The 23,837-nt window shown below is 59.8% G+C and carries 24 protein-coding genes; 10 read left to right on the top strand and 14 right to left on the bottom strand.

Annotation, left to right across the window (positions count from 1 at the left end):
• Nucleotides 1–16: 16 nt before the first annotated feature.
• From AB4P97_RS00975 to xerD, 3 genes are all read right to left on the bottom strand, one after another.
• On the bottom strand, nt 17–1,321 hold the full coding sequence (locus AB4P97_RS00975; protein WP_047299866.1) for a homoserine dehydrogenase: 1,305 nt from the start codon (nt 1,319–1,321) through the stop codon (nt 17–19).
• Nucleotides 1,322–1,452: 131 nt separating this feature from the next.
• Nucleotides 1,453–2,184: a bifunctional protein-disulfide isomerase/oxidoreductase DsbC gene (gene dsbC / locus AB4P97_RS00970; protein ID WP_042557829.1), complete on the bottom strand. Its 732-nt coding sequence runs from the start codon at nt 2,182–2,184 to the stop codon at nt 1,453–1,455.
• A 149-nt stretch (nt 2,185–2,333) separates the two neighbouring features.
• On the bottom strand, nt 2,334–3,230 hold the full coding sequence (gene xerD, locus AB4P97_RS00965) for a site-specific tyrosine recombinase XerD (protein ID WP_042557828.1): 897 nt from the start codon (nt 3,228–3,230) through the stop codon (nt 2,334–2,336).
• A gap of 108 nt (nt 3,231–3,338) precedes the next feature.
• Between xerD and AB4P97_RS00960 the strand changes: the two genes are divergently transcribed.
• A complete protein-coding gene (locus AB4P97_RS00960) occupies nt 3,339–5,147 on the top strand; it encodes a cation:proton antiporter (protein ID WP_395601962.1) in 1,809 nt (602 codons plus the stop codon).
• Nucleotides 5,148–5,265: 118 nt separating this feature from the next.
• Here AB4P97_RS00960 and AB4P97_RS00955 read toward each other — a convergent pair whose 3' ends face one another.
• From AB4P97_RS00955 to ffh, 6 genes are all read right to left on the bottom strand, one after another.
• Nucleotides 5,266–5,679, bottom strand: a complete 414-nt coding sequence (locus tag AB4P97_RS00955) for an acyl-CoA thioesterase (protein WP_042557826.1) — start codon at nt 5,677–5,679, stop codon at nt 5,266–5,268.
• A 149-nt stretch (nt 5,680–5,828) separates the two neighbouring features.
• A complete protein-coding gene (rplS, locus tag AB4P97_RS00950; RefSeq protein WP_003175895.1) occupies nt 5,829–6,179 on the bottom strand; it encodes a 50S ribosomal protein L19 in 351 nt (116 codons plus the stop codon).
• A 45-nt stretch (nt 6,180–6,224) separates the two neighbouring features.
• Nucleotides 6,225–6,935 carry a tRNA (guanosine(37)-N1)-methyltransferase TrmD gene (trmD, locus tag AB4P97_RS00945; protein ID WP_230679664.1) on the bottom strand — a complete coding sequence of 237 codons (711 nt, stop codon included), beginning with the start codon at nt 6,933–6,935 and terminating at the stop codon, nt 6,225–6,227.
• A gap of 44 nt (nt 6,936–6,979) precedes the next feature.
• Nucleotides 6,980–7,516 carry a ribosome maturation factor RimM gene (rimM, locus tag AB4P97_RS00940; protein ID WP_042557824.1) on the bottom strand — a complete coding sequence of 179 codons (537 nt, stop codon included), beginning with the start codon at nt 7,514–7,516 and terminating at the stop codon, nt 6,980–6,982.
• A gap of 5 nt (nt 7,517–7,521) precedes the next feature.
• A complete protein-coding gene (gene rpsP, locus AB4P97_RS00935) occupies nt 7,522–7,773 on the bottom strand; it encodes a 30S ribosomal protein S16 (RefSeq protein WP_042557823.1) in 252 nt (83 codons plus the stop codon).
• A 249-nt stretch (nt 7,774–8,022) separates the two neighbouring features.
• Entirely contained in the window at nt 8,023–9,399 is a 1,377-nt protein-coding gene (ffh, locus tag AB4P97_RS00930) for a signal recognition particle protein (RefSeq protein ID WP_395601961.1), read from the bottom strand.
• A gap of 210 nt (nt 9,400–9,609) precedes the next feature.
• On the opposite strand from ffh, the gene AB4P97_RS00925 reads away from it, so the two are divergent.
• From AB4P97_RS00925 to AB4P97_RS00915, 3 genes are all read left to right on the top strand, one after another.
• Nucleotides 9,610–10,422 carry an inner membrane protein YpjD gene (locus AB4P97_RS00925; RefSeq protein ID WP_042557821.1) on the top strand — a complete coding sequence of 271 codons (813 nt, stop codon included), beginning with the start codon at nt 9,610–9,612 and terminating at the stop codon, nt 10,420–10,422.
• Between the two features lie 12 nt (nt 10,423–10,434).
• Complete coding sequence (locus AB4P97_RS00920; protein WP_200617098.1) at nt 10,435–11,676, top strand: transporter associated domain-containing protein; 1,242 nt, start codon at nt 10,435–10,437, stop codon at nt 11,674–11,676.
• A gap of 311 nt (nt 11,677–11,987) precedes the next feature.
• Nucleotides 11,988–13,304, top strand: a complete 1,317-nt coding sequence (locus AB4P97_RS00915; protein ID WP_395601960.1) for an MFS transporter — start codon at nt 11,988–11,990, stop codon at nt 13,302–13,304.
• Between the two features lie 119 nt (nt 13,305–13,423).
• On the opposite strand, the gene purT is transcribed toward AB4P97_RS00915, so the two are convergent.
• From purT to AB4P97_RS00890, 5 genes are all read right to left on the bottom strand, one after another.
• The gene (gene purT, locus AB4P97_RS00910) at nt 13,424–14,605 is read right to left on the bottom strand and encodes a formate-dependent phosphoribosylglycinamide formyltransferase (RefSeq protein WP_395601959.1); all 1,182 of its coding nucleotides are present in this window, start codon (nt 14,603–14,605) and stop codon (nt 13,424–13,426) included.
• Between the two features lie 100 nt (nt 14,606–14,705).
• Entirely contained in the window at nt 14,706–15,173 is a 468-nt protein-coding gene (locus tag AB4P97_RS00905; protein WP_047299862.1) for a VUT family protein, read from the bottom strand.
• Nucleotides 15,174–15,335: 162 nt separating this feature from the next.
• Nucleotides 15,336–15,551, bottom strand: a complete 216-nt coding sequence (locus AB4P97_RS00900) for a DUF1289 domain-containing protein (RefSeq protein ID WP_395601958.1) — start codon at nt 15,549–15,551, stop codon at nt 15,336–15,338.
• A complete protein-coding gene (locus AB4P97_RS00895; protein ID WP_034154816.1) occupies nt 15,548–16,072 on the bottom strand; it encodes a gamma carbonic anhydrase family protein in 525 nt (174 codons plus the stop codon). The genes AB4P97_RS00900 and AB4P97_RS00895 overlap by 4 nt, the downstream gene beginning before the upstream one ends.
• 51 nt (nt 16,073–16,123) lie before the next feature.
• Nucleotides 16,124–16,723 (bottom strand): CoA pyrophosphatase, encoded by a 600-nt coding sequence (locus AB4P97_RS00890; RefSeq protein ID WP_042557814.1) that lies wholly within the window; start codon nt 16,721–16,723, stop codon nt 16,124–16,126.
• Between the two features lie 146 nt (nt 16,724–16,869).
• Between AB4P97_RS00890 and AB4P97_RS00885 the strand changes: the two genes are divergently transcribed.
• The 6 genes from AB4P97_RS00885 (at nt 16,870) to ptsP (ending at nt 23,827) form a co-directional block, all read left to right on the top strand.
• Nucleotides 16,870–17,421 carry an NUDIX hydrolase gene (locus AB4P97_RS00885; RefSeq protein WP_273874857.1) on the top strand — a complete coding sequence of 184 codons (552 nt, stop codon included), beginning with the start codon at nt 16,870–16,872 and terminating at the stop codon, nt 17,419–17,421.
• Nucleotides 17,422–17,519: 98 nt separating this feature from the next.
• Nucleotides 17,520–18,035 carry a murein L,D-transpeptidase family protein gene (locus AB4P97_RS00880; protein ID WP_042557812.1) on the top strand — a complete coding sequence of 172 codons (516 nt, stop codon included), beginning with the start codon at nt 17,520–17,522 and terminating at the stop codon, nt 18,033–18,035.
• A 281-nt stretch (nt 18,036–18,316) separates the two neighbouring features.
• On the top strand, nt 18,317–19,048 hold the full coding sequence (locus AB4P97_RS00875; RefSeq protein WP_042557811.1) for a GntR family transcriptional regulator: 732 nt from the start codon (nt 18,317–18,319) through the stop codon (nt 19,046–19,048).
• Nucleotides 19,049–19,072: 24 nt separating this feature from the next.
• Nucleotides 19,073–20,179, top strand: a complete 1,107-nt coding sequence (gene nagA / locus AB4P97_RS00870; RefSeq protein WP_042557810.1) for an N-acetylglucosamine-6-phosphate deacetylase — start codon at nt 19,073–19,075, stop codon at nt 20,177–20,179.
• Complete coding sequence (locus AB4P97_RS00865) at nt 20,160–21,182, top strand: SIS domain-containing protein (RefSeq protein ID WP_115146349.1); 1,023 nt, start codon at nt 20,160–20,162, stop codon at nt 21,180–21,182. The genes nagA and AB4P97_RS00865 overlap by 20 nt, the downstream gene beginning before the upstream one ends.
• A 131-nt stretch (nt 21,183–21,313) precedes the next feature.
• Nucleotides 21,314–23,827 carry a phosphoenolpyruvate--protein phosphotransferase gene (ptsP, locus tag AB4P97_RS00860; protein ID WP_395601957.1) on the top strand — a complete coding sequence of 838 codons (2,514 nt, stop codon included), beginning with the start codon at nt 21,314–21,316 and terminating at the stop codon, nt 23,825–23,827.
• Nucleotides 23,828–23,837 lie beyond the last annotated feature (10 nt).

Raw genomic sequence — 23,837 nt, 5'->3', positions numbered from 1 at the left:
CCGCTTGTAGCTGCTGTTAATTCAAGTGTTCGACACGGATCCGCACAACCGGACCGTCTACGCCGGCCAGGGCCTCGAGAGCGGCGATCGCATCGTTGATCCGCTGTTCCACCACTCGGTGGGTCAGCAGGATCATTGGCACCAGACCGTCGTGTTCCTCGACTTCCTTCTGCATGATCGACTCGATGTTGATGCCACGCTCCGAGAGGATGCTCGCCACCTGAGCGAGAACGCCCGGATGGTCCTTGGCCTGAATGCGCAGGTAGTAGGCGCTTTCGCAGGCTTCGATCGGCAGGATCGGATGGGCCGACAGCGAATCCGGCTGGAAGGCCAGATGCGGTACGCGGTTTTCCGGGTCGGAGGTCATGGCGCGAACCACGTCCACGAGGTCGGCGATCACTGACGAAGCCGTCGGCTCCATGCCAGCGCCAGCACCGTAGAACAGGGTCGAACCGGCGGCGTCACCGTTGACCATCACCGCGTTCATCACGCCGTTGACGTTAGCGATCAGACGATCGGCCGGGATCAGCGTCGGGTGTACGCGCAACTCAATGCCGGCGTCAGTGCTGCGCGCCACGCCGAGGTGCTTGATGCGATAGCCCAGCGCTTCGGCGTAGTTGACGTCAGCCGTGGTCAGCTTGGTGATGCCTTCGGTGTAAGCCTTGTCGAATTGCAGCGGAATGCCGAACGCGATGGAGGCCAGAATCGTCAGCTTGTGCGCCGCGTCGATGCCTTCAACGTCGAAGGTCGGATCGGCTTCGGCGTAACCCAGTGCCTGAGCTTCGGCCAGCACGTCTTCGAAGGTGCGACCCTTCTCACGCATCTCGGTGAGGATGAAGTTGCCCGTGCCGTTGATGATCCCGGCAACCCAGTTGATGCGGTTGGCGGACAGGCCTTCACGGATCGCCTTGATCACCGGAATGCCACCGGCCACTGCCGCTTCGAACGCCACGATCACGCCTTTCTCGCGTGCCTTGGCGAAAATTTCATTACCGTGAACGGCAATCAGAGCCTTGTTCGCGGTGACCACATGCTTGCCATTCTCGATGGCCTTGAGTACCAGCTCGCGGGCAACGGTGTAGCCGCCCATCAGCTCTATGACGATGTCGATCTCAGGGTTCGTGGCCACTTCGAAGACATCGTTGGTAATCGCAATACCGGTCGTCTGGAACTGAGGCTTTGGCGTGCGCATGGCAATTTGTGCCACTTCGATCCCACGCCCGGCACGACGAGCAATTTCCTCGGCGTTGCGCTGAAGTACGTTGAAGGTTCCGCCACCGACGGTCCCTAACCCACAGATGCCTACTTTGACCGGATTCACTGTGAACTCCCCATAAAACGGCCGACGCAGGGTCGGCCGGAAAACAACCGCGTACTCGCGGCTCTCTATTAATGGCCCGGCGATGCTACCACCGGACCATGATCGTCAAAGGCTGACCGTGACGATGCGAATTACTTGGCGCCCAGCGCCAGTTTGGCGACTTGTGGCGCCGGCTGATAGCCCGGAATGACTTGTCCGTCGGCCAAAACGATGGCCGGTGTGCCGTTCACTCCAATCGACTGACCGAGCGCGAACTGTTTGGAAACCGGGTTCTCGCACTTGGCGGCCTTGATTTCCTTGCCATCGACCATTTTGTCCATGGCGGCTTTCTTGTCTTTGGAGCACCACACGGCTTGCAGTTGCTCGTCACCCGGCGAACCGAGGCCCTGACGCGGGAACGCCACATAACGCACTTCGATACCGCGCTTGTTCAGCTCAGGCACTTCGGCGTGCAGTTTGTGGCAGTACGGGCAGGTGGTGTCGGTGAATACGGTGATGTGCGATTTGGTTTCGCCCACGGCCGGGTAAACCACGGTTTCGGCAACCGGAATGGCGTTGACCAGTTTGGAGACGCCCAGACGTTCAGCCTTCTCGGTCAGGTTGACCGGCTTGCCGTCCTTGAGCTGGAACAGATAGCCCTGAACGATGTACTGGCCGTCGGCGCTGGCGTACAGCACGCGGCTGCCCTTGAGCTTGACTTCATACATGCCTGGCAGCGGGCTGGCGTTGATGCTTTCTACCGGAACCTCGAGTTCGAGTTTTTCGAGGCTTTGACGAATTGCCTTGTTGGCCGCGTCATCGGCGACGGCAAAGGTACTGACCAACGCAATGGCTGCGGCGGCGAAAATCTGGGTCAGACGCATGAGAACTCCTGAAGGCGGACAAATGGATCGATCAGAACGCCCGTGCCGAAACACCGGGTCATAACCGTCCACCGTGCAAACCGGCAAAGCCTAACACATAAGGCCACGGTGGCCGAATGCGCCTGTCACAACACTTGTGGCCAAGTTGATCAGCCTCTGGGGTGGTGCTTGGCGTGCAGGTCCTGCAAGCGTGCCCGGGCGACGTGGGTGTAGATCTGGGTGGTCGAGAGATCGCTGTGCCCGAGCAACATCTGCACCACGCGCAAGTCCGCGCCATGGTTGAGCAAATGCGTGGCGAACGCATGGCGCAAGGTGTGCGGCGACAGCGACTTGCCGATCCCGGCGACCTTGGCCTGATGCTTGATCCGGTGCCAGAACGTCTGGCGAGTCATCTGCTCACCCCGCTGACTGGGGAACAGCACGTCACTGGGCCGGCCGCCGAGCAGCTCGCTGCGACCGTCACGCATATAACGCTCAACCCAGACAATCGCCTCCTCGCCCATCGGCACCAGCCGCTCCTTGCTGCCCTTGCCCATCACCCGCAGCACGCCCTGACGCAGGTTGACCTGTTCGAGCGTCAGACTGATCAACTCGGTGACCCGCAGACCACAGGCGTAAAGCACCTCAAGCATGGCGCGGTCGCGCTGGCCGATGGCTTCGCTCAGATCCGGCGCTTTGAGCAGTGCCTCGACGTCGGCTTCCGACAGTGACTTGGGCAGCGGCCTACCCAGCTGGGGCATGTCGATGCGTAACGTCGGGTCAACGGTGATGATCTTTTCTCGCAGCAAATACCGATAAAAGCCACGCACGCCGGAGAGAAATCTGGCGGTAGAGCGTGGCTTGTAGTTTTGCTCCAGGCGCCAGGACAGATGATCGAGAATGAGTTCGCGACCGGCGTTGATCAGCTCCAGGTTCTTTTCCTGCAGCCAGCCGTTGAATAGCGCCAGATCACTGCGGTAGGCGTCGCGAGTGTTGTCGGACAGGCCTTTTTCAAGCCACAAAGCGTCGAGGAATTGGTCAATCTGCGGATGGTCGATGGCAGGCATGGGCGCTCAAGGCATGCAGTCTCAAAGAATGCACGCAAATGAAGAGTGAACTGTAGGAATGGGCGCTAGTCTTTCATAGCCCGCCATTTCAAGGAACAGGGAGCTTCAATGAACGAACAGCAAATCCTAATGGCGTTTGGCGCAATTGGAGCGGCGGCGCTGGGGTGCCAGTGGCTGGCCTGGCGCTTGAAATTGCCGGCAATTTTGTTTCTGTTGCTGACCGGCATTCTGGTCGGTCCGGTGCTGGGCTGGCTTGATCCACAGGAAATGTTCGGCCCCCTGTTGATGCCGCTGGTGTCGCTGGCAGTGGCGTTGATCCTGTTCGAGGGCAGCCTGACCCTGCATCTGTCGGAATGGCGCGAGATTGGTAGCGTCGTCCACCGACTGGTGACCATCGGTGCGATCTCGACCTGGATCGTCATCGCGATCGCGACCCACTTTCTGCTCGGATTCGACTGGATGCTGGCCATTCTCTTCGGCAGCCTGACCCTGGTGACCGGGCCTACGGTGATCGTACCCATGCTGCGTGTGGTGCGCCCGAAAGCCTCTATTGCCAACATTCTGCGCTGGGAAGGGATCGTCATTGATCCGATCGGCGCCCTGCTCGCCGTTGTGGTCTACAGCTTCATCATCGCCAGTGCCGAGGGGCATGGCCTCAAGCAGAGCCTGTTCACTTTCGGCGGCGTCATTTTGTGCGGCGCGGTGTTCGGGATCGTCGGTGGCTGGGTGCTGGGCACGGTCATTCGTCGGCAATGGCTGCCCGAGTACCTGCATAACCTCGCCTCGTTGGCGGCAGTGCTGGGGATTTTCATTGCGTCCAACGAGGTCATGCACGAGTCCGGCCTGCTGGCGGTGACGCTGATGGGCATGTGGCTGGCCAACATGAAGGGCGTGGATGTGCGGCACATTCTGCACTTCAAGGAAAACCTCAGCGTGCTGCTGATTTCCGGGTTGTTCATTCTGCTGGCAGCGCGTCTGGACCTTTACGCCCTGATCGGATTGGGGCCGCTGGTGTTGATTCTGTTGCTGGTGATTCAACTGATCGCCCGGCCGCTGAACGTGCTGCTCAGCACCGCCGGTTCCAGCCTCAGTTGGCGTGAGCGGGCGCTGTTGTGCTGGATTGCCCCACGGGGAATAGTGGCGGCGGCGGTGTCGGCGATTTTCGCGATTCGCCTTCACGAAGCCGGACATGAAGGTGCGCTGCTGCTGGTGCCGCTGACCTTTGCGGTGATCATCGGCACGGTGGTCCTGCAAAGTGCCACGGCGCGCCCCCTTGCCCGACTATTGAAGGTCGCCGAACCGGCCCCCAGCGGTTTTTTGATCGTTGGCGCGAATGCTCCGGCGCGGGAGTTGGGCAAGTCGCTGCAACAACTCGGCAGCCGGGTTTTGCTGACCGATTCGAGCTGGGAAAACATTCGTGCCGCTCGCATGGAAGGCATACCGACGTACTTTGGCAACCCGGCTTCGCAACATGCCGATGCGCACCTGGATCTGGTCGGGCTGGGGCACTTGCTGGCGCTGTCGCCGTCAGGAGAACTCAACACCCTGGCGGCAATGCGCTTTCGCCATGACTTCGGGCATCAGCGCCTTTTCGGATTGGCGAGCGGTCATGAAAGCCGCCGCAGCGATAAGCATCGGGCGAGTCTGGAGCACCGTGGTAATCAGTTGGGCAGCGAAGCTCTCACTTACGCGAAACTGGCCAGTCGGCTGAGTCAGGGTGCCGAGTTGTACAGCACGACGCTGACGGATGGGTTTGGCTGGGATGATTACCGCGCGCTGCATGGTAATCGGGCAACGTTGCTGTTCATGCGCGATGACAGTGGCTGGGTGCATGTGGTGACGCCGGAGACTGCGGTGAAGCCGGGATCCGGGTGGACAGTGTTGGCTCTGATTCAGCCTGAGATCAGCGGCGCCTGACCTGAAGTCTTCGCGAGCAGGCTCGCTCCCACAGGTTGTGTGCCGGACATGAATTTTGTGTTTACCCTGATCACTGTGGGAGCGAGCCTGCTCGCGAATGACGCGACTCAGTTCTGGATCAGGCAGCAAACCCTGGCAGCACCGGCACCGGTCGCTTGTCATCATCAATCGCCACAAAGCTGAACTGACCATGAATCGCTTTCTCGCGACCGTCGCAGCTCATGCTCTCGACAAACACTTCCACTTCGACCTTGAGGCTGGTGTTGCCGACCTTGATCACTTTCCCTACCAGCTCAACGATGGAGCCCGCCGGGATTGCATGATTGAAGTCGATGCGGTCAGTAGACACGGTCACCAGCGGCAAGCGGCAGAAACGCGTGGCGGTGATGAAAGACACTTCATCCATCCATGCCAGCGCAGTGCCGCCGAACAGGGTGTTGTGATGGTTGGTGGTCGGCGGAAAGACGGCTTTGGTGACGCGGGTCACCGAGAGTTCGGTGCGGCGTTCGATTTCCTGGTCGCGGGGGGTCATGGTGTTACTGCTCTTGTGTGACGGGCTTCCGAATGAAAAGCAAGATCAACAGATCGCAGCCTTCGGCAGCTCCTACAGGGGGATTTGGTGAATTTCGGACAACAAAAAAGCAGCCCGAAGGCTGCTTTTTTCTGCATCGGAAGCTGGACTTAAGCCAGTTTTTCCTTGATGCGAGCTGCTTTGCCCGACAGGTCGCGCAGGTAGTACAGCTTGGCTTTACGTACGTCACCGCGACGTTTAACAGCCATGCTGTCGATCTGCGGGGAGTAGGTCTGGAAAGTACGTTCTACGCCAACACCGTTGGAGATTTTACGTACGGTGAACGCACTGTTCACGCCGCGGTTACGCTTGGCGATTACAACGCCTTCGAACGCTTGCAGACGGGAACGATCGCCTTCCTTCACTTTCACCTGAACGACAATGGTGTCGCCTGGGGCAAAGGTAGGGATTTCTTTGGTCATCTGCTCTGCTTCGAGTGCAAGGATGATTTTGTTGGTCATGCTGTGCTCCTAAGGTAAATCAACTGATCTACCATCGATACGTTGTTAACTATCGTCCCGCTCGCGGATATATTCCTCGAGCAGCTTCTTCTCTTCTCCAGAAAGCGAGCGGCTTTCCAGAAGATCGGCGCGTCGTTCATAGGTCCTACCAAGGGACTGCTGTAAACGCCAACGCCGGATATGCGCGTGATTGCCACTTAGCAACACGTCGGGAACACGCTGATCCGCATACACCTCAGGTCGGGTGTAGTGCGGGCAATCCAGCAAACCATCCGTAAAGGAATCTTCCTCAGCGGAGTCCGCATGCCCTAAAGCTCCAGGCAGCAGCCGTGTAACCGCATCGATCAGGACCATGGCCGGCAGCTCACCGCCAGACAGTACATAGTCGCCAATCGACCACTCTTCATCGACATGAGCCTCAATAAAGCGCTCGTCAATGCCTTCATAGCGGCCGGCAATCAGGATCAATGCATCCGATTGTGCCAACTCGCGTACCGCCGACTGATTCAGTTGACGGCCTTGGGGGGACAGGTAAATAACCTTCGCCTCCTCCCCGGCTGCTGCCTTGGCCTGAGCCAGCGCATCTTCCAGGGGCTTGATCTTCATCACCATGCCCGGACCACCGCCAAACGGGCGATCGTCCACAGTGTGATGCCGATCCGTCGTGTAATCTCGCGGATTCCAACAGGTCAGCTGCAAGAGCCCCTGTTTGACCGCACGACTGGTGATGCCGTAGTCGCCAATGGCGGAAAACATCTCGGGAAACAAACTGATCACTTCTACGCGCAAGTTAGCCACGCTTAGAAGTCCGCATCCCAATCCACCTTCATCTCGCCCGCTGCGAGGTCGACTGCCAACACGCATTGCTCCGTATAGGGCAACAGGCGTTCGCGATCATCCAGGCTGCCAGCGCAAGGCTTGACTACCATTACATCATTGGCGCCGGTTTCCAGAAGATGATCGATTTTTCCGAGCAACTGGCCCAGTTGATCAATAACCTTCAGACCTTCGAGTTGGTACCAGTAGTACTCACCGTCGGTCAATTCAGCGAACATGTTGCGCGGCACGCAGATCTCGTAACCGGCCAGAAGACGAGCTTCTTCACGATCATCAAGATCCTTGAGCTTTGCGACCAGGAACTTATCGCTCCCGCGTCCACTGACCAGCTCGACCTGTTTGACATTGCCTTCGCGCTTGAGCGTCCAGGTTTTGTACTGCAACAGGTTTTCAGTCGGATCAGTAAAGGAATAAACCTTCACTTCGCCGCGAACGCCATGAACAGAATAAATTTTGCCAATAACGATCAAATCATCAGCAACAGCAGGCGTCGCGTTCATATTGCTCAGGCCGCAGCCTTGGCAGTTTCCTTCAACAACTGAGCAACGCGCTCAGAAGGTTGTGCACCAACGCTCAGCCAGTAGGCTACGCGCTCTTGGTTCACGGACAGACGGATTTCCTGACCACGGGCAACAGGGTTGAAGAAACCAACCTGTTCTTTGTGGGAGCCGTCACGCGGGTTACGCGAGTCGGTTACGGTCAGGTGGTAAAACGGGCGCTTTTTGGAGCCGCCAAGGGCAAGACGGATTGTTAGCATGTGAACATCGTTCCTGTAGTCGGTGCTGCAAATCTAAATGCACAGCGGGCATAGGTGCCCGAAAGGCCGCATATTCTAAGGAATATCCGGACTTTTGCAAATGACTTTTTCCGGCGCCTATGGCATGCCGTGCAGATTTGCATATAGAGCCGTCGTTTAAAACGGCCAGTCAGCTCCCGCCAAGCGCGGGTTTGCTGTTGATCCCGCATCCTTGCGGGGCCTGCGCCGGTGCGACGACCGGCCAGTTTTTTACATTTTTGGCATGCCGCCGCCGGGCAACATACCGCCCATGCCGCGCATCATTTTCGCCATTCCGCCTTTGGCGGTGAATTTCTTCATCATCTTCTGCATCTGCTTGTGCTGCTTGATCAAGCGGCCGATGTCCTGCACCTGAGTGCCGGAACCCATGGCGATCCGGCGTTTGCGCGAACCGCTGATCAGCTCAGGGTCGCGGCGCTCGGCCGGGGTCATGGAGTTGATGATGGCTTCCATCTGCTTGAACTGCTTCTCTGCGGCGTTCTGGGCATTGCCCATTTGCGACACGTTGACGCCGCCGATGCTCGGCAGTTTGTCCATGAGCCCACCGAGGCCGCCCATGTTTTTCATCTGTTGCAGCTGATCGCGGAAGTCTTCGAGATCGAAGCCCTTGCCCTTCTTCAGCTTTTTAGCAAGCTTGTCGGCTTTGTCTTTGTCGAGGGTCGCTTCAGCCTGTTCGATCAGACTGAGCACGTCGCCCATGCCGAGAATCCGCGAAGCGATACGCTCAGGATGGAACGGATCGAGCGCTTCGCTCTTCTCGCCCATACCGATGAACTTGATCGGCTTGCCGGTGATGGCGCGCACCGACAGGGCGGCACCACCACGTGCATCGCCGTCGACCTTGGTCAGGATCACACCGGTCAGCGGCAGTGCATCACCGAAGGCCTTGGCCGTGTTGGCGGCGTCCTGACCGGTCATGGCATCGACCACGAAGAGGGTTTCGACCGGGTTGATCGCGGCGTGCAGCGCCTTGATCTCGCCCATCATCTCTTCGTCGATGTGCAGACGACCGGCGGTGTCGACGATGACCACATCAATAAACTTGAGCTTTGCTTCTTTAATAGCGGCTCTGGCGATGTCGACCGGCTTCTGGCTCAGGTCGGACGGGAAGAAGGTCACACCGACTTCACCGGCCAGCATTTCCAGCTGCTTGATCGCCGCCGGGCGGTAAACGTCCGCCGACACGACCATGACCGACTTCTTCTTGCGTTCTTTAAGGAAGCGCGCAAGTTTACCGGCGGTGGTGGTTTTACCCGCCCCCTGCAGACCGGCCATCAGAATGACGGCGGGCGGCACGGCGCTCAGGTTCAAGTCTTCGTTGGCTGCGCCCATCAGGCTTTCGAGTTCGGCCTGGACGATCTTCACGAACGCCTGGCCCGGCGTCAGGCTGCGCGACACCTCGGTGCCGACAGCGCGCTCCTTGACCGAATTGACGAAGTCCTTGACCACCGGCAGGGCGACGTCGGCTTCGAGCAACGCCATGCGCACTTCACGCAGGGTGTCTTTGATATTGTCTTCAGTCAGCTTCGCCTTGCCGGTGACATGGCGCAGCGTCTGTGAGAGACGGTCGGTTAAGTTTTCAAACATTGCGCGATCCTTTCAGGCCCTGTGTAGACCGGGATAATGGCGGCCCAGACCGGAATCAACATGTGCTCGGCGAGCCTGCGGCGTGGGCAGGTCGCGGATTATAGCGAAGACTGCGTCTGGCGGACACCTCGCTGTCAGCTTCCTGAGTCTTTCGTGTCATGGGGGTTCTATGCCAAACTCAGCGCCTTTCGGGCTTGCCTAACAGGATTTATGCTCCCCTTGTCACCCAGTTTGCTGACTACCCTCGCCGCCGCCCTTCTATACGCCGCTGCGACTATTTATCAGAGCACTCGTCTGGCCACCGGAGCCAAGGCGAACAAGCGCCTGCTGGTTACGCTCGGCGTCCTCGCCGTCGTGGCTCACAGCGCCAGCCTGCTCACTCATTTGCTGACCCCGATCGGTCTGGGCCTGGATTTTTTCAGTGCCTCCAGTCTTATCGCGGCGGCAGTGATCGCCCTGACGCTGCTCGCCTGCTCGCGGATTCCGGTCGAGAACCTGCTGGTGTTGCTGTTCCCGCTGGGTGCTATCACCGTGTTGCTGGCGCAATTCGCGCCGACCGGCACGGTGCAGATCATCGATGAAGAGCCGGGTATCCTCGCGCACATTCTATTGTCGATCCTCGCCTACGGCATGTTCACCATCGCGGTGTTCCAGGCCTTGCTGCTGCTGGTGCAAGACCACCAGCTCAAGCACAAGCACCCGTCCGGGCTGATCAAGAACTTCCCGCCGCTGCAAACCATGGAAAGCCTGCTGTTCGGTTTCCTCTGGGCCGGCTGGACGCTGCTGTCGCTGTCGCTGATCTCCGGCTGGCTGTTCGTCGAGAACCTGTTCGCCCAGCATCTTGTCCACAAGACCCTGCTGGCTTGCCTGGCCTGGATCGTTTTCAGCGTGCTGCTGTGGGGCCGGAATCGTCTCGGATGGCGTGGCCACAAGGCGATTCGCTGGACCCTCGCCGGTTTCTGCCTGCTGATGTTGGCGTATTTCGGCAGCAAACTGGTTCGTGAATACATTCTGCACATCTGACGGGCGGCATAAATGGACGGTTTGCCCATAGGGCCGATGCTCGCGGTATTTGTCCTGCTGGTTTTATGGTCGGGGCTATTTACCGCCGTCGAAATCGCGCAGCAGCACCTGCTCGCACAACGCACCGCCTCACGCGCCAGCGATAAACCACTGGCGAAGCTGAGCTTCCCGCTCGACAGCCTGATCCTCTGCAACACCCTGTGCCGTGCGCTCGCGGTGGTGATCGCCACACTGCTGGCGATTTTCCTCTGTGAAGAAAACGGCCCTTGGGCGGCGTGCCTGGGTGTCGGTGCGGTGTTGCTGGTATTTGCCGATTACTTCCCGCGCACCATCGCCCGGCGTTATCCGGATGCCGTGCTGGCGTTTGGCAATTCGCTGCTGGCGGTGCCGCTGAAGATCATTTATCCCTTGGCGTGGCTGTTCAGCCGCATCAGCGCTTTGCTCCTGGCGCCGCTAGTGCGCAAAGCCCAGGTCGTGCAGCAAAGCGAAGACGATGAGCCGGTTGATCGTCACGCTGACCCGGAGCACCCGGTTCGCGCGCACCCGGTGTCGGGTATCCATGCGCTGGACAACATTACGGTCAACGACATTCTGGTGCCGCGCAGTGACGTCGACGGTATCAACCTCGACGACCCGATCGAAGAAATCATCGAACAACTGCGCAACACCAAGCGCACGCGCCTGCCGCTGTTCCACAGTGACATCAACCAGGTTGAAGCCGTGCTCAACACCCGGCAGATTCGTCACTTGCTGAACAATAACGACCTGACCCGCGAAGCACTGCTGGCCGCCAGTTACGAGCCGTACTTCGTGCCCGAAAGCACACCGCTGCAGCTGCAACTGCTCAACTTCCACAAGCAGCAGCGACGTCTGGGCATGGTGGTCGACGAGTACGGCGAAGTGCTCGGCATCGTCACGCTGGAAGACATTCTCGAAGAGATCGTCGGCGAATTCGAAAGCGAGCACAGCCTCGATAACCCGCACATTCACCCGCAAGCCGATGGCCGCATGATGATCGACGGCGCCGCCTCGATCCGTGAGTTGAACAAGTGCCTGGGCTGGCACTTGCCCAGCGATGGGCCGAAAACCCTCAATGGCCTGGTAACAGAGGCGCTGGAAACCATCCCGGAAAGCGCTGTTTGCCTGAAGATCGGCCGTTATCGGCTGGAGATTCTCGAGACCGAGGAGAACCGGGTCAGCAAGGTGCTGATCTGGCATACCTCTTCTGTACCTGCTCTGGTGCCTGCCAGATAGAAGATCAAAAGATCAAAAGATCGCAGCCTTCGGCAGCTCCTACAGGGGAACGTATTCCGAATGTGGGAACTGCCAAAGACTGCGATCTTTTACTCTTGTTCAATCGTTAGCCACCTTCCTATAATCGAGCCGGCTTACCCAAGCCCTGCCGAACCTCGTGCTTACCCCGCACAAAACAGGTCTCGACCGTTTGCGCCTCACTCCGACGACTGTTCCTACTCGAAACAGCGCTCGCGCCTCATCCCACATCCCTGGGTGCTCGACCATAATAATTCGCTCCACCGGAGCTCATGACTGTCAGGGATCACCGCATGACTACCAGTACCGCTTTCAGCGAAACCGCATCTGCCCAACCGACCAACTCCGCCACCCGCGTGGCGACGGCGAGTTTTATCGGCACCGCGATCGAGTTCTACGACTTCTATGTCTACGCCACGGCTGCCGCACTGGTGATCGGGCCGGTGTTCTTTCCGCAAACGTCCGGCACCGCGCAGATGCTTTCGGCGTTCCTCACTTTTGGCATTGCCTTCCTCGCTCGACCATTGGGTTCGGCGCTGTTCGGTCACTTCGGTGATCGCATCGGGCGCAAATCAACGCTGGTCGCCTCACTGCTGTTGATGGGCGTCTGCACAACGCTGATTGGTGTGCTGCCGGGATACGACAGCATCGGGGCCTGGGCGCCGATTTTGTTGTGTGTGCTGCGCTTTGGTCAGGGCCTGGGATTGGGCGGTGAATGGGGTGGCGCCGCGCTGCTGGCCACGGAGAACGCGCCGAAAGGCAAGCGAGCCTGGTTCGGCATGTTTCCGCAACTCGGCCCGTCGATTGGTTTTCTCGCCGCCAATGGTCTGTTCCTGACGCTGGCCATGACGCTGGATGACGAACAGTTCCGCAGCTGGGGCTGGCGCATTCCGTTTCTGCTCAGCGCAGCGCTGGTGATGGTCGGTCTGTACGTACGCCTGAAACTCCACGAAACGCCAGTTTTCGCCAATGCCATGGCGCGCCAGGAGCGGGTCAAGCTGCCGCTGGTCGAACTGTTCAGCCAATATTGGGCGCCGACCCTGTTGGGCGCGGCGGCGATGGTGGTGTGTTATGCGCTGTTCTATATCTCGACGGTGTTTTCCCTGAGCTACGGCGTGTCCACCCTGGGTTACAGCCGTGAGACGTTCCTGGGCCTGCTGTGTTTTGCCGTGTTGCTCATGGCCGCCGCGACGCCACTGTCAGCCTGGGCCAGCGACCGTTATGGACGCAAACCGGTGCTGATCATCGGCGGTGTACTGGCGATTCTTTCGGGGTTTCTGATGGAGCCGCTGCTGACCCAGGGTTCGACCTGGGGCGTGGCGCTGTTTCTGTGCATCGAACTGTTCTTGATGGGCGTGACGTTCGCACCGATGGGCGCGTTGTTGCCGGAGCTGTTCCCGACCCACGTGCGCTATACCGGCGCGTCGGCGGCGTACAACCTCGGCGGCATCGTCGGAGCCTCGGCGGCGCCGTTCTTTGCGCAGAAACTGGTGGCGATGGGCGGTTTGAGTTATGTCGGCGGGTATGTTTCGGGAGCGGCGGTGATCAGCTTGATCGCGGTGCTGTGTCTGAAGGAAACGCGCAATAACGACCTGAATCAGATTGCCTGACAAAAGATCAAAAGCTTCGCGAGCAGGCTCGCTCCCACAGGGTCCGTGCAGTACACAAAATTTGTGAATACAGCCGAAACTGTGGGAGCGAGCCTGCTCGCGAATGCCGCGCCTCGGTCTTAGAGATCTACAACAACAGCCTGAGCAGCACGGGTCGCCTTGGCACGAGCAGCCTCGATCGACTCATCCCGCGCCAATGCCACGCCCATTCGGCGCTGACCATTCACTTCAGGCTTGCCGAACAGACGCAGTGCCGTATCCGGCTCGCTCAGCGCAGCACCCAGGTTGGCGAATGCAGTCTGGGTCGACTGTCCTTCCACCAGAATCACCGCCGAAGCCGATGGGCCGAACTGACGGATCAGCGGCACCGGCAAGCCCAGAATCGCGCGGGCATGCAGGGCGAACTGCGACAGGTCCTGGGAAATCAGGGTGACCAGGCCAGTGTCATGGGGACGCGGCGAAACTTCGCTGAACCACACCTGATCACCTTTGATGAACAGTTCGACACCAAACAGACCACGGCCACCCAGCGCCTCGGTTACCGCTTTGGCAACACGCTCGGATTCCGCCAGCGCAACCGGGCTCATGGCTTGTGGCTGCCAGGATTCCTGATAGTCACCCTTCTCCTGACGGTGACCGACCGGTGCGCAGAATGTTGTGCCACCGATGTGGCGCACGGTCAGCAAGGTGATTTCGTAGTCGAAATCGATGAAGCCTTCGATGATCACCCGACCTTTGCCGGCACGACCGCCCTCTTGCGCGTAGTCCCAGGCTTTCTGCATGTCATCGCTGCTGCGCAGCAGGCTCTGGCCTTTGCCCGACGAACTCATCACTGGTTTGACAACACATGGGAAACCCAGGTCTTCAACAGCTTTGCTGTAGTCCTCGAAGGTGTCGGCGAAGTGGTACGGCGAGGTCGGCAGGTCCAGCTCTTCGGCGGCCAGACGACGGATACCTTCGCGGTTCATGGTCAATTGCGCAGCGCGAGCGGTCGGGATCACGGTGAAGCCTTCGGCTTCCAGTTCGACCAGGGTCGCGGTAGCGATGGCTTCGATTTCCGGCACGATGAAGTGCGGCTTCTCGGCTTCGATCACTGCACGCAGGGCGGCACCGTCGAGCATGTTGATCACGTGGCTGCGATGCGCGACCTGCATGGCCGGCGCGTTGGCGTAGCGGTCGACGGCAATCACTTCAACACCCAAACGTTGCAGTTCGATCACCACTTCCTTGCCCAACTCACCACAGCCACACAGCAATACGCGGGTCGCGGTTGGCGACAATGGAGTTCCGATACGGGTCATCTCAGGTCCTCAAAGAAGCGGATCATCGAGGAAAGCGTCGCCATGCGCGCTTTCCATGGGGAGAAAGCGCGGCATTTTACATGAACCCGAGGGTTTGGCTTCAGCTGGCGACGGCCTGTTTGCGATCGCGCCAGGCCATGATCAACCAGACGGCGGTGACGCCGGCAAACTTCGAGACCAGCGCGGTGATGATCACCGGCGGCGTCAGGGCGTCGATCATGCCGAAAAAGATGAACGTATCGAGGGGAATGCTCAGCGCCGAACTGATCCACAACCGGTCGCGCAATGGGCGCTTGGTGATGCTGAACACCAGCCAGTCGATGCATTCGGAGACCGCGAACGCTGTGGCGCTGGCCAGAGCGATGGACGGATCAGACGTGACGTAGGACAACACCAGTGCCGCCAGCATGGCGACGATTGCGCCATGGCCGAATCGGGTTTGCACCATGTCACGCAGCACGAACACCAGACCGCCCCACGCCGACCAGATGATGTCCAGGTGTGGCGCGGTGGAGAAAGCGAAGTTGATGAGAACAACGCTGCTGATGTAGGCGATGAGGAAAATCATGGGGGCGACCTGTCAGATTGGCGCACAGGTTACTTTAGACACAGCAGAATCAAAAGATCGCAGCCTTCGGCAGCTCCTACATTAACCGTGTTCGCCGCCCATTCCGCGGATGAATACTGAACCTGTAGGAGCTGCCGAAGGCTGCGATCTTTTGATCTTGAATTATTGGCCCGGCGTCTTACCTATCATCCAGACCAAGCCACTCGTCTTCGCCCGCTCATGACACAACCCCAACACCACCCGCCGCTCATCGTTATTCATACGGCTCCAGCGCGTAATCTCCTCAACCGTACGCTGGCACCCGGTGCAAATATCAGCCTCATCCAGCGCACAAATATTCACGCACGGCGAGGCGACGGGTCTTTGCGGCGTCGTCATTCTTCCTGCTCAACCAGATCGCGGGCATAACGCTGAGAGTTGTGCACATAGTGGGCGGCGCTGGCTTCGAGCATTTTCTTCTGCGGCTCGGTCAGCTCACGCACGACTTTGCCCGGCGAACCCATGACCAGCGAGCCATCGGGAATTTCCTTGCCTTCACCAATCAGCGAATTGGCGCCGATGATGCAGTTTTTGCCGATCTTCGCGCCATTGAGGATCACCGCGTTGATGCCAATCAAGCTGTAATCGCCAACCGTACAGCCGTGCAACATGGCGTTATGGCCAATGGTCACACCGGTGCCGATGGTCAGGGGAAAGCCCATGTCGGTGTGCATCACCGTGCCGTCTTGCACGTTGCTGTTCTTGCCGATCAGGATCAGTTCGTTGTCGCCACGCAGTACGGCGTTGAACCAGACGTTGGCGCCCTCTTCCAGCTTGACCTTGCCCACCAGCACAGCGTTGGGGGCGACCCAGCTCTGTGGATGGGTCTCGACACGGGCGTCGCCCAAGCGGTATTTCATCTTGTTTTCCTCAGGGCTCACGGGTGGCCATTCGAACGATGGCTTATGATTTCAGGTGTGGATAAAGCTTTTAGGCGGCTGATGCAGGCTGATTTTCGCGTCATAGAGCAGATTGATCAACTCGACGATCATGATCGCCGTCAGCCCCCAGATCTTGTACTCACCGAATCGATAGCTCGGCACGTACCAACTGCGGCCCTGATAGTCGATGCGATGGGTGTGCTCACGGGGATCTGTACGGAAAAATTCCAGCGGGACGCTGAACACGGCGGCAATTTCTGCGTCGTTGGGCTGGTATTCGACAAAATCGGGGATGACGCCGACATAGGGCGTGACTTTGATACCGTGCAGGGAGATCAGCGGACTGAGCGGACCGATCACTTCGACCAGTCCTGGCGGCAGACCGATTTCTTCTTCGGCTTCGCGTAAGGCTGTGAAGATCAGATCGGGGTCTTCCGGGTCGCGACGCCCACCGGGGAACGCAACTTCGCCGCCGTGGGTCGAGAGGCCGCTGGCCCGCAGGGTCAGCACCAGTTCCGGCTCGTCACTGCGGGTGATCGGCACCAGAACGGCGGCCTCCGGAAAACGTTTGTCGGTCTCCAGCGTGCGCGGTGTGTGGTTGCTTACCCTATGCAGTAGCTCGTCCAGCATGAGTGTTCTCGATCTGTGCCTTACCCTGCATCATGCACCAATCATTGCAGCCGCCCAACCCCCTCAAGGGACCATGTCGCGAAACGACAACTTGCCGACCGACACCGCTGCACGCCAAGATAGGCGCAGCCTTCAGGAACCCAAGCATGAAATTTTGCAGCCATTGCGGTAACCCGGTGACCCAGCGCATTCCCGAGGGCGACTCGCGACTGCGATTTGTCTGTGACAGCTGTCAGACCATTCACTATCAAAACCCCAATATCGTCGCCGGCTGTGTCGCGACCTGGGGCACTAAAGTGCTGCTCTGTCGCCGCGCCATCGAGCCGCGCCTCGGTTACTGGACCCTGCCCGCCGGTTTCATGGAAAACGGCGAGACCATCGAGCAGGCCGCGATCCGCGAAACCGCCGAGGAAGCCTGCGCCCGGGTGCGCAACCTGAGCATCTATACCCTGATCGACGTGCCGCACATCAGCCAGGTGCATGTGTTCTTCCGCGCCGAGCTGGCCGAGCCGGAGTTTTCTGCCGGCCCCGAGAGCCTGGAAGTACAGCTGTTCGACGAGGCCGACATTCCATGGGACGAGCTGGCTTTCCGCACGGTGGGGCGTACCTTAGAATGCTTCTTCGCGGATCGGCGCGCCGAGGTTTATCCCGTGCGCTCGGAGTCGATCCCGCCGCTGGCCCAGCCGGTCATTATTTGATCCGGCGACGGCACCGGCTAGAAGATCAAAAGATCGCAGCCTGCGGCAGCTCCTACACTTAACGTCATATTTGCGTCACTTCCTGGGGAATCGTTTCAATGCGCTGGTTGCTTGCCCTGTTCTGCCTGTCGTTCGCTATGGTCTCGCAAGCGTCATTCGTGACCACCGTGAAGCCTTCAAACACCCCGATGATCGAGAAAGTCCTGGTGCTCAAATCGGCTCATCGACTGCAGTTGATTGCCGACGGCAAGCCGCTCAAGACCTACCGAATATCGCTTGGCAAGGGCGCGAAAAAAGGGCCGAAACTGATCGAAGGCGACAAACGCACGCCAGAAGGTTTCTATTGGATCGACTGGCGCAAGACCAGCGAGAAATTCAACCTGTCGATGCACATTTCCTATCCGAACATCACCGATTCGGCCCGCGCCCGCCGTGAAGGCGTCGAGCCTGGCGGGATGATCATGATTCACGGCACGCCGGACACGGAAGAAAACCCCGAAGACCTGCTGCACACCCTGGACTGGACCGACGGCTGCATCGCCATGCGCAACGTCGATATGCGCGAAGTGTGGAGTCTGGTGCCGGACGGCACGATGATCGAAATCCGCCCTTAATCACCGACCGCCGGTCACCTGCAAAAAATAAATCAAAAGATCGCAACCTGCGGCAGCTCCTACAGAGGTGATACCACTTCACATGCAGGAGCTGTCGCAGGCGGCGATCTTTTGCTTTTTACAGTCCAGCCCTAATACCACTTAGAGCCCACTGACCTAAAACCCGCCATTTCATTGGGCTAATGGCCATTTCACCGCGTTGACATGGTATTCAAGTGGTATTAATTTCCGCCCCACAAGCGAGCCACAACAATCCAATACTCGCGCCGGAAATGACCGACATGAATGACCTCCACGTCCTACGCCCCGATGACTCCCAGCCGACGCCGCTGTACCTGCAACTGGCGCGTAACCTGGAAGCGGCGATTCATTCCGGTCAGTGGAAAGCCGAGCAGGCAATGCCTTCGGAGCGCAATCTCAGCGAGCAGCTCGGCATCTCCCGAGTCACCGCACGCAAGGCGCTGGAAGTGTTGTTCGACCAAGGCCTGATCCGGCGCTTGCAAGGTTCCGGCACGTTCATCACCCCACGCCTGGAACAACCTCTTTCACGCCTTTCCGGCTTCAGTGAAATGCTCCGCCTCAAGGGCTTCGTGCCCAGTTCGCAATGGCTGGAGCGAGAAATCACCCTGCCGACCCACGAAGAACTGATCCGCCTCAGCCTGTCGCCGAACGACAAAGTCGCGCGCATGAAACGCCTGCGCAAAGCCGACGACACCGTGATGGCCATCGAGATGAGCACCCTGCCCGCCTCGATCATGCCCAAGCCGCAAGCGGTGGGCGATTCGCTCTACGAATACCTCGACGGCATCGGCAAACCGATCGTCCGCGCCTTGCAGCACATTCAGGCGATCAACGCCTCGGACGAGTTCGCCGCCCTGGTCGGCATCGCACCCGGCACTGCCATGCTGCTGATGACCCGGGTCGGCTATCTGGAAGACAACACGCCGATCGAAGTCACCGACACCTATTGCCGCAACGACTACTACGACTTTGTTGCAGAGCTGCGTCGTTAAGAGCAGCCATAAGCGAGAACCAAAATGTCCGAAGACAACATCCTCACCGCCAGCGGCTGGGTTCGCGGCCGGCTGATTCACGAACACGGCAAAGTCGTGTCGATCGAAGGCGAGCCCTGCGATCCGGCAGACAACGACCTGCCGTATCTGCTGCCAGGCTTCATCGACCTGCACGTTCATGGCGGCGGTGGCAAAGACATCATGGAAGGTGCCAGCGCTTTCGAAACCATCACCAAAACCCACGTGCGATTCGGCACCACCTCGCTGCTGGCCACCACCATGACCGCACCGAGCGCAGAGATTTCCAGCGTCTTGAAAGAGGTCGGCGAGTTCTGCGAGCAGCGGCCCAAAGGCAGCGCGCGAGTGCTCGGCGTGCACCTTGAAGGCCCGTATATCAATCCCGGCAAACTCGGCGCCCAACCGAACTTCGCCCACACCGCATTGATGGCCGAGGTCGAAGAATATCTGGCGCTGGCGCCGATTCGCGTGATCACCATCGCTCCGGAAATCGCCGGCCACGACGCTTTGATTCGTGAACTCAGCAGTCGCGGCATCCGTATGCAGATCGGCCACACCCTCGGCAGTTACGAGGAAGGCGTCGCCGCACTGGACGCCGGCGCAACCAGCTTCACCCATTTGTACAACGCCATGAGCCCGCTGCATCACCGCGAACCCGGGATCGTTGGCGCGGCACTGGCCCACGCAACATTCGCCGAGCTGATTCCGGATTTGCTGCACGTGCATCCCGGCGCCATCCGCGTCGCCCTGCGTTCGATCCCGTGCCTGTACTGCGTCACCGATTCGACCGCCGCCGCCGGCATGCCCGACGGTGAATACAAGCTCGGCAGCCACACCGTGACCAAATGCCTGGGCGGCGTGCGCCTGCCTGACGGCACGCTGGCCGGCAGCACGCTGACCATGGATCAGGCCCTGCGCAATCTGGTGAAGATCGGTTTGCCAATTGCCGAGGCTTCGCAACGTCTTTCGCAATTTCCCGCCGACTACCTCGGCATCACCGAACGCGGGCGCCTTGAACCGGGCGCCTGGGCCGACTGCGTGCGGCTGGATCGCTCACTCACACTGACCGCCGTCATGGTCGAAGGAGAAGACATTGACTTCAAAAATGCTTGAGGAGGCACTGTCCTCGTTCGAGGCCGTGCAAGCCCAACTGCAACAGCTCGACCCGCAACTGATCGAGATCGCCGGGCGCCTGCGCCGTCAGCCGCCGCAAGTGGCAATGACCGTCGCGCGCGGCAGCTCCGACCACGCGGCGAGCTACTTTGCCTACCTGACCATGCAGCAACTGGGCGTGCCCGTGGCGTCGTTGCCGATGTCGGTGGTGACCATGCAGCAGGCGCCGTTGAAGGTCAGCGGCCAGGTCGCTTTTGCCTTCTCGCAATCGGGTCAGAGCCCGGATCTGGTCAACAGTCTGCGTCTGCTGCGCAAGCGTGGCGCGCTCAGCGTTTCCATGGTCAACGCCGCCGACTCGCCACTGGAAGCCGCGTGTGAATTCAGCGTGCCGCTGCTCGCCGGTACCGAAAGCAGCGTCGCCGCGACCAAGAGTTTTATCGCCACCCTCAGCGCCAGCGCTCGTTTGATCGCGCACTGGAAAGAAGACAGCGAACTGCTTGAGGCGCACAACGCCCTGCCCGAAGGCTTGCGTGCAGCAGCCCAGCAGGACTGGAGCGTGGCCATCGACGCCCTGCGCGATTGCGAACGCCTGATGGTCATCGGCCGTGGCGCCGGTTTTGCCATTGCCCAGGAAGCGGCATTGAAGTTCAAGGAAACTTCGGCGATCCAGGCCGAAGCGTTCAGCAGCGCCGAAGTGCGTCACGGCCCGATGGCGTTGATTGACGAGCACTACCCATTGCTGGTCTTCGCTCCACGCGGTGCCGAACAGGCCGGGCTGCTGAGCCTTGCAGCGGAAATGCGTCAACGCGGTGCCCGGGTGTTGCTGGCCGCGCCAGATGACGTGAGCGAACGCGACCTGACCCTGACCCGCGCCGAACACCCGGCCCTGGACCCGATTCTGGCCATCCAGAGTTTCTACGTGATGGCCGCAGGTTTAGCCGTGGCCCGAGGCATGGACCCGGATCAACCGCGCCACCTGAGCAAAGTGACGCGCACGCATTAATTGAAGAAAACCTGTAGGAGCTGCCGAAGGCTGCGATCTTTTGATTTTGATTCACAGAAAAACAAGATCAAAAGATCGCAGCCTTCGGCAGCTCCTACAGGGGCCAGCGAATTTCCTGATGAGACCGAGCCATGCACAACAACAATAAAGAGCTGACCCTCAGCGCCCCGCTCAGCGGCCCGGTGCTCACGCTCGCCAAAGTCCCGGACGCGGTGTTCGCCAGCGGTGCGATGGGCGATGGCATTGCTATTGATCCACTTAACGACACCCTGTATTCGCCATGCGCCGGGGTGATCATTCACGTCGCCCGCACCGGCCACGCCCTCACCGTGCGCGCCGACAATGGCGCGGAAATCCTTCTGCACCTGGGCCTCGACACCGTTGAACTGAACGGCGAAGGCTTCTCGATGCTGGTCAAGGAAGGCGTGCGGGTCAGCAACGGTCAGCCGCTGTTGCGCTACGACCTGGACAAAGTCGGCCAGCAGTGCAAAAGCCTGGTCAGCCTGTTGATCCTGACCAACAGCCAGGATTTCCAGGTGCTGCCGATCACCCTGAAAGCGGTGAAAGTCGGCGAGCCGTTGTTGCACATCGTGGCGCGCAACGCTTCGGCGGCGAATGCAGAAGAAATCGGCGGGCCTGAGGTTAACGGTCATGTGCTTGTCGCGCATCGAGGCGGTTTGCATGCGCGCCCCGCTGCGCTGATTCGTCAAACGGCGCAAGGTTTCAAAAGCCAGTCGCAGCTGCATTTCGCCGGCAAATCGGCGCCGTGCAACAGCCTGATCGGGTTAATGGCGCTGGCGATTGGCGAGCAGGATGAAGTGCATGTCAGCTGTCAGGGACCGGACGCCGAAGCCGCGCTGCAAGCGTTGCTCAGCGCATTGGCCACCGCACTGCCGGATGATCATCACGCCGCCGCACCTGTGCGCGTTGCATCCCCCAAGCGCCCGGCCGAGGCTGGCGTGTTGCAGGGTGTTTGCGCCGCACCGGGTTTGGTCGGTGGGCCATTGTTTCGCTTGAACACCATCAACTTGCCAGTGGATGCCGGCAATCATGATCTGCTGGAACAGCAGCAGAAACTTGAGACTGCGCTGATTCAGGTGCGCAACGAAATCAACGGCACCCTCGCCCAGGCGAAAAAACAACGTAACGCCGACGAAGAAGCCATCTTCGCCGCGCATTTGGCATTGCTGGAAGACCCGGCCCTGCTCGACGCTGCACAGCAATCCATCGACCAAGGCAGCGCAGCAACGCACGCCTGGAGCCAGTCGATTGATGTCCAGTGCGAAGTCCTGCAACACACCGGCAGCGCGCTGCTGGCCGAACGCGCCAACGATCTGCGCGACCTCAAGCAGCGCGTGTTGCGCGCCCTGCTCGGCGAGGCCTGGCACTACGACGTACCGGCCGGCGCCATCGTCGCTGCCCATGAACTGACGCCGTCGGATCTGCTGCAACTCAGCGCGCAAGGTGTAGCCGGTTTGTGCATGGCCGAGGGCGGCGCGACTTCTCACGTGGCGATTCTCGCGCGCGGCAAAGGCCTGCCCTGCATGGTTGCACTAGGTTCAGCACTGCTCGATCAACCGCAAGGCCAAGCGGTGGTGCTGGATGCCGATGGCGGTCGCCTCGAACTGACGCCGAGCGCTGATCGACTGGCCGAAGTCCAGCAAGTGCAAATCGACCGCCAGCAACGCCGCGATGCGCAGCAAGCCAAAGCGCATCTGCCGGCCCAAACCCGCAACGGTGTGACCATCGAAGTCGTCGCTAATGTCGCCTCCAGCGCTGAAGCTGCAGACGCCTTTGCCAACGGTGCCGATGGCGTCGGCTTGCTGCGTACCGAATTCCTTTTCGTTGATCGCCAGACCGCACCGGACGTCGAAGAACAACGTGCTGCCTATCAGGCCGTCATCGATGCGATGGGTGACAAATCAGTGATCATCCGCACCATCGACGTCGGCGGCGACAAGCAACTCGACTATCTGCCGCTGCCCACCGAAGCCAATCCGGTGCTGGGTCTACGCGGCATTCGTCTGGCTCAGGCACGGCCGGAAATCCTCGATCAGCAACTGCGCGCGCTGCTGCAAGTCAGTCCGTTACAGCGTTGCCGGATCCTGTTGCCGATGGTCACTGAAGTCGATGAGCTGCTGCACATCCGTGAGCGCGTCGAGGCGTTGTGCCTTGAACTGAACATCACGCAACGTCCGGAAATCGGCGTGATGATCGAAGTCCCGGCCGCCGCGTTGCAAGCCGAACAACTGGCCGAACACGCAGACTTCCTGTCCATCGGCACCAACGACCTGTCGCAATACACCCTGGCCATGGACCGCGACCACGCCGGCCTCGCCGCAAGGGTGGATGCCTTGCACCCGGCGCTGCTGCGCCTGATCGCCATGACCTGCGAAGGCGCGGCGGTGCACAAGCGCTGGGTCGGTGTGTGCGGTGCGTTGGCATCCGACCCGCTGGCTACCCCGGTACTGATCGGCCTCGGCGTGACCGAATTGTCGGTGAGCCCGGTGCAGATCGGTGAAATCAAGGATCGCGTGCGTCAGTTGCACGAAGCCGAATGCCAACGCCTCGCCCGCGACCTGCTCAAGCTGAGCAGCGCCGCCGCGGTGCGTCACGCCTGCCACCAACACTGGCCTCTGCGCTAATAACAACAAG

Source organism: Pseudomonas sp. A1230 (assembly GCF_044218825.1).
GTDB lineage: Bacteria > Pseudomonadota > Gammaproteobacteria > Pseudomonadales > Pseudomonadaceae > Aquipseudomonas > Aquipseudomonas iridis.
Note: the sequence above shows the minus strand (reverse complement) of the source record. Positions and strands in the feature narration are given on the sequence as shown.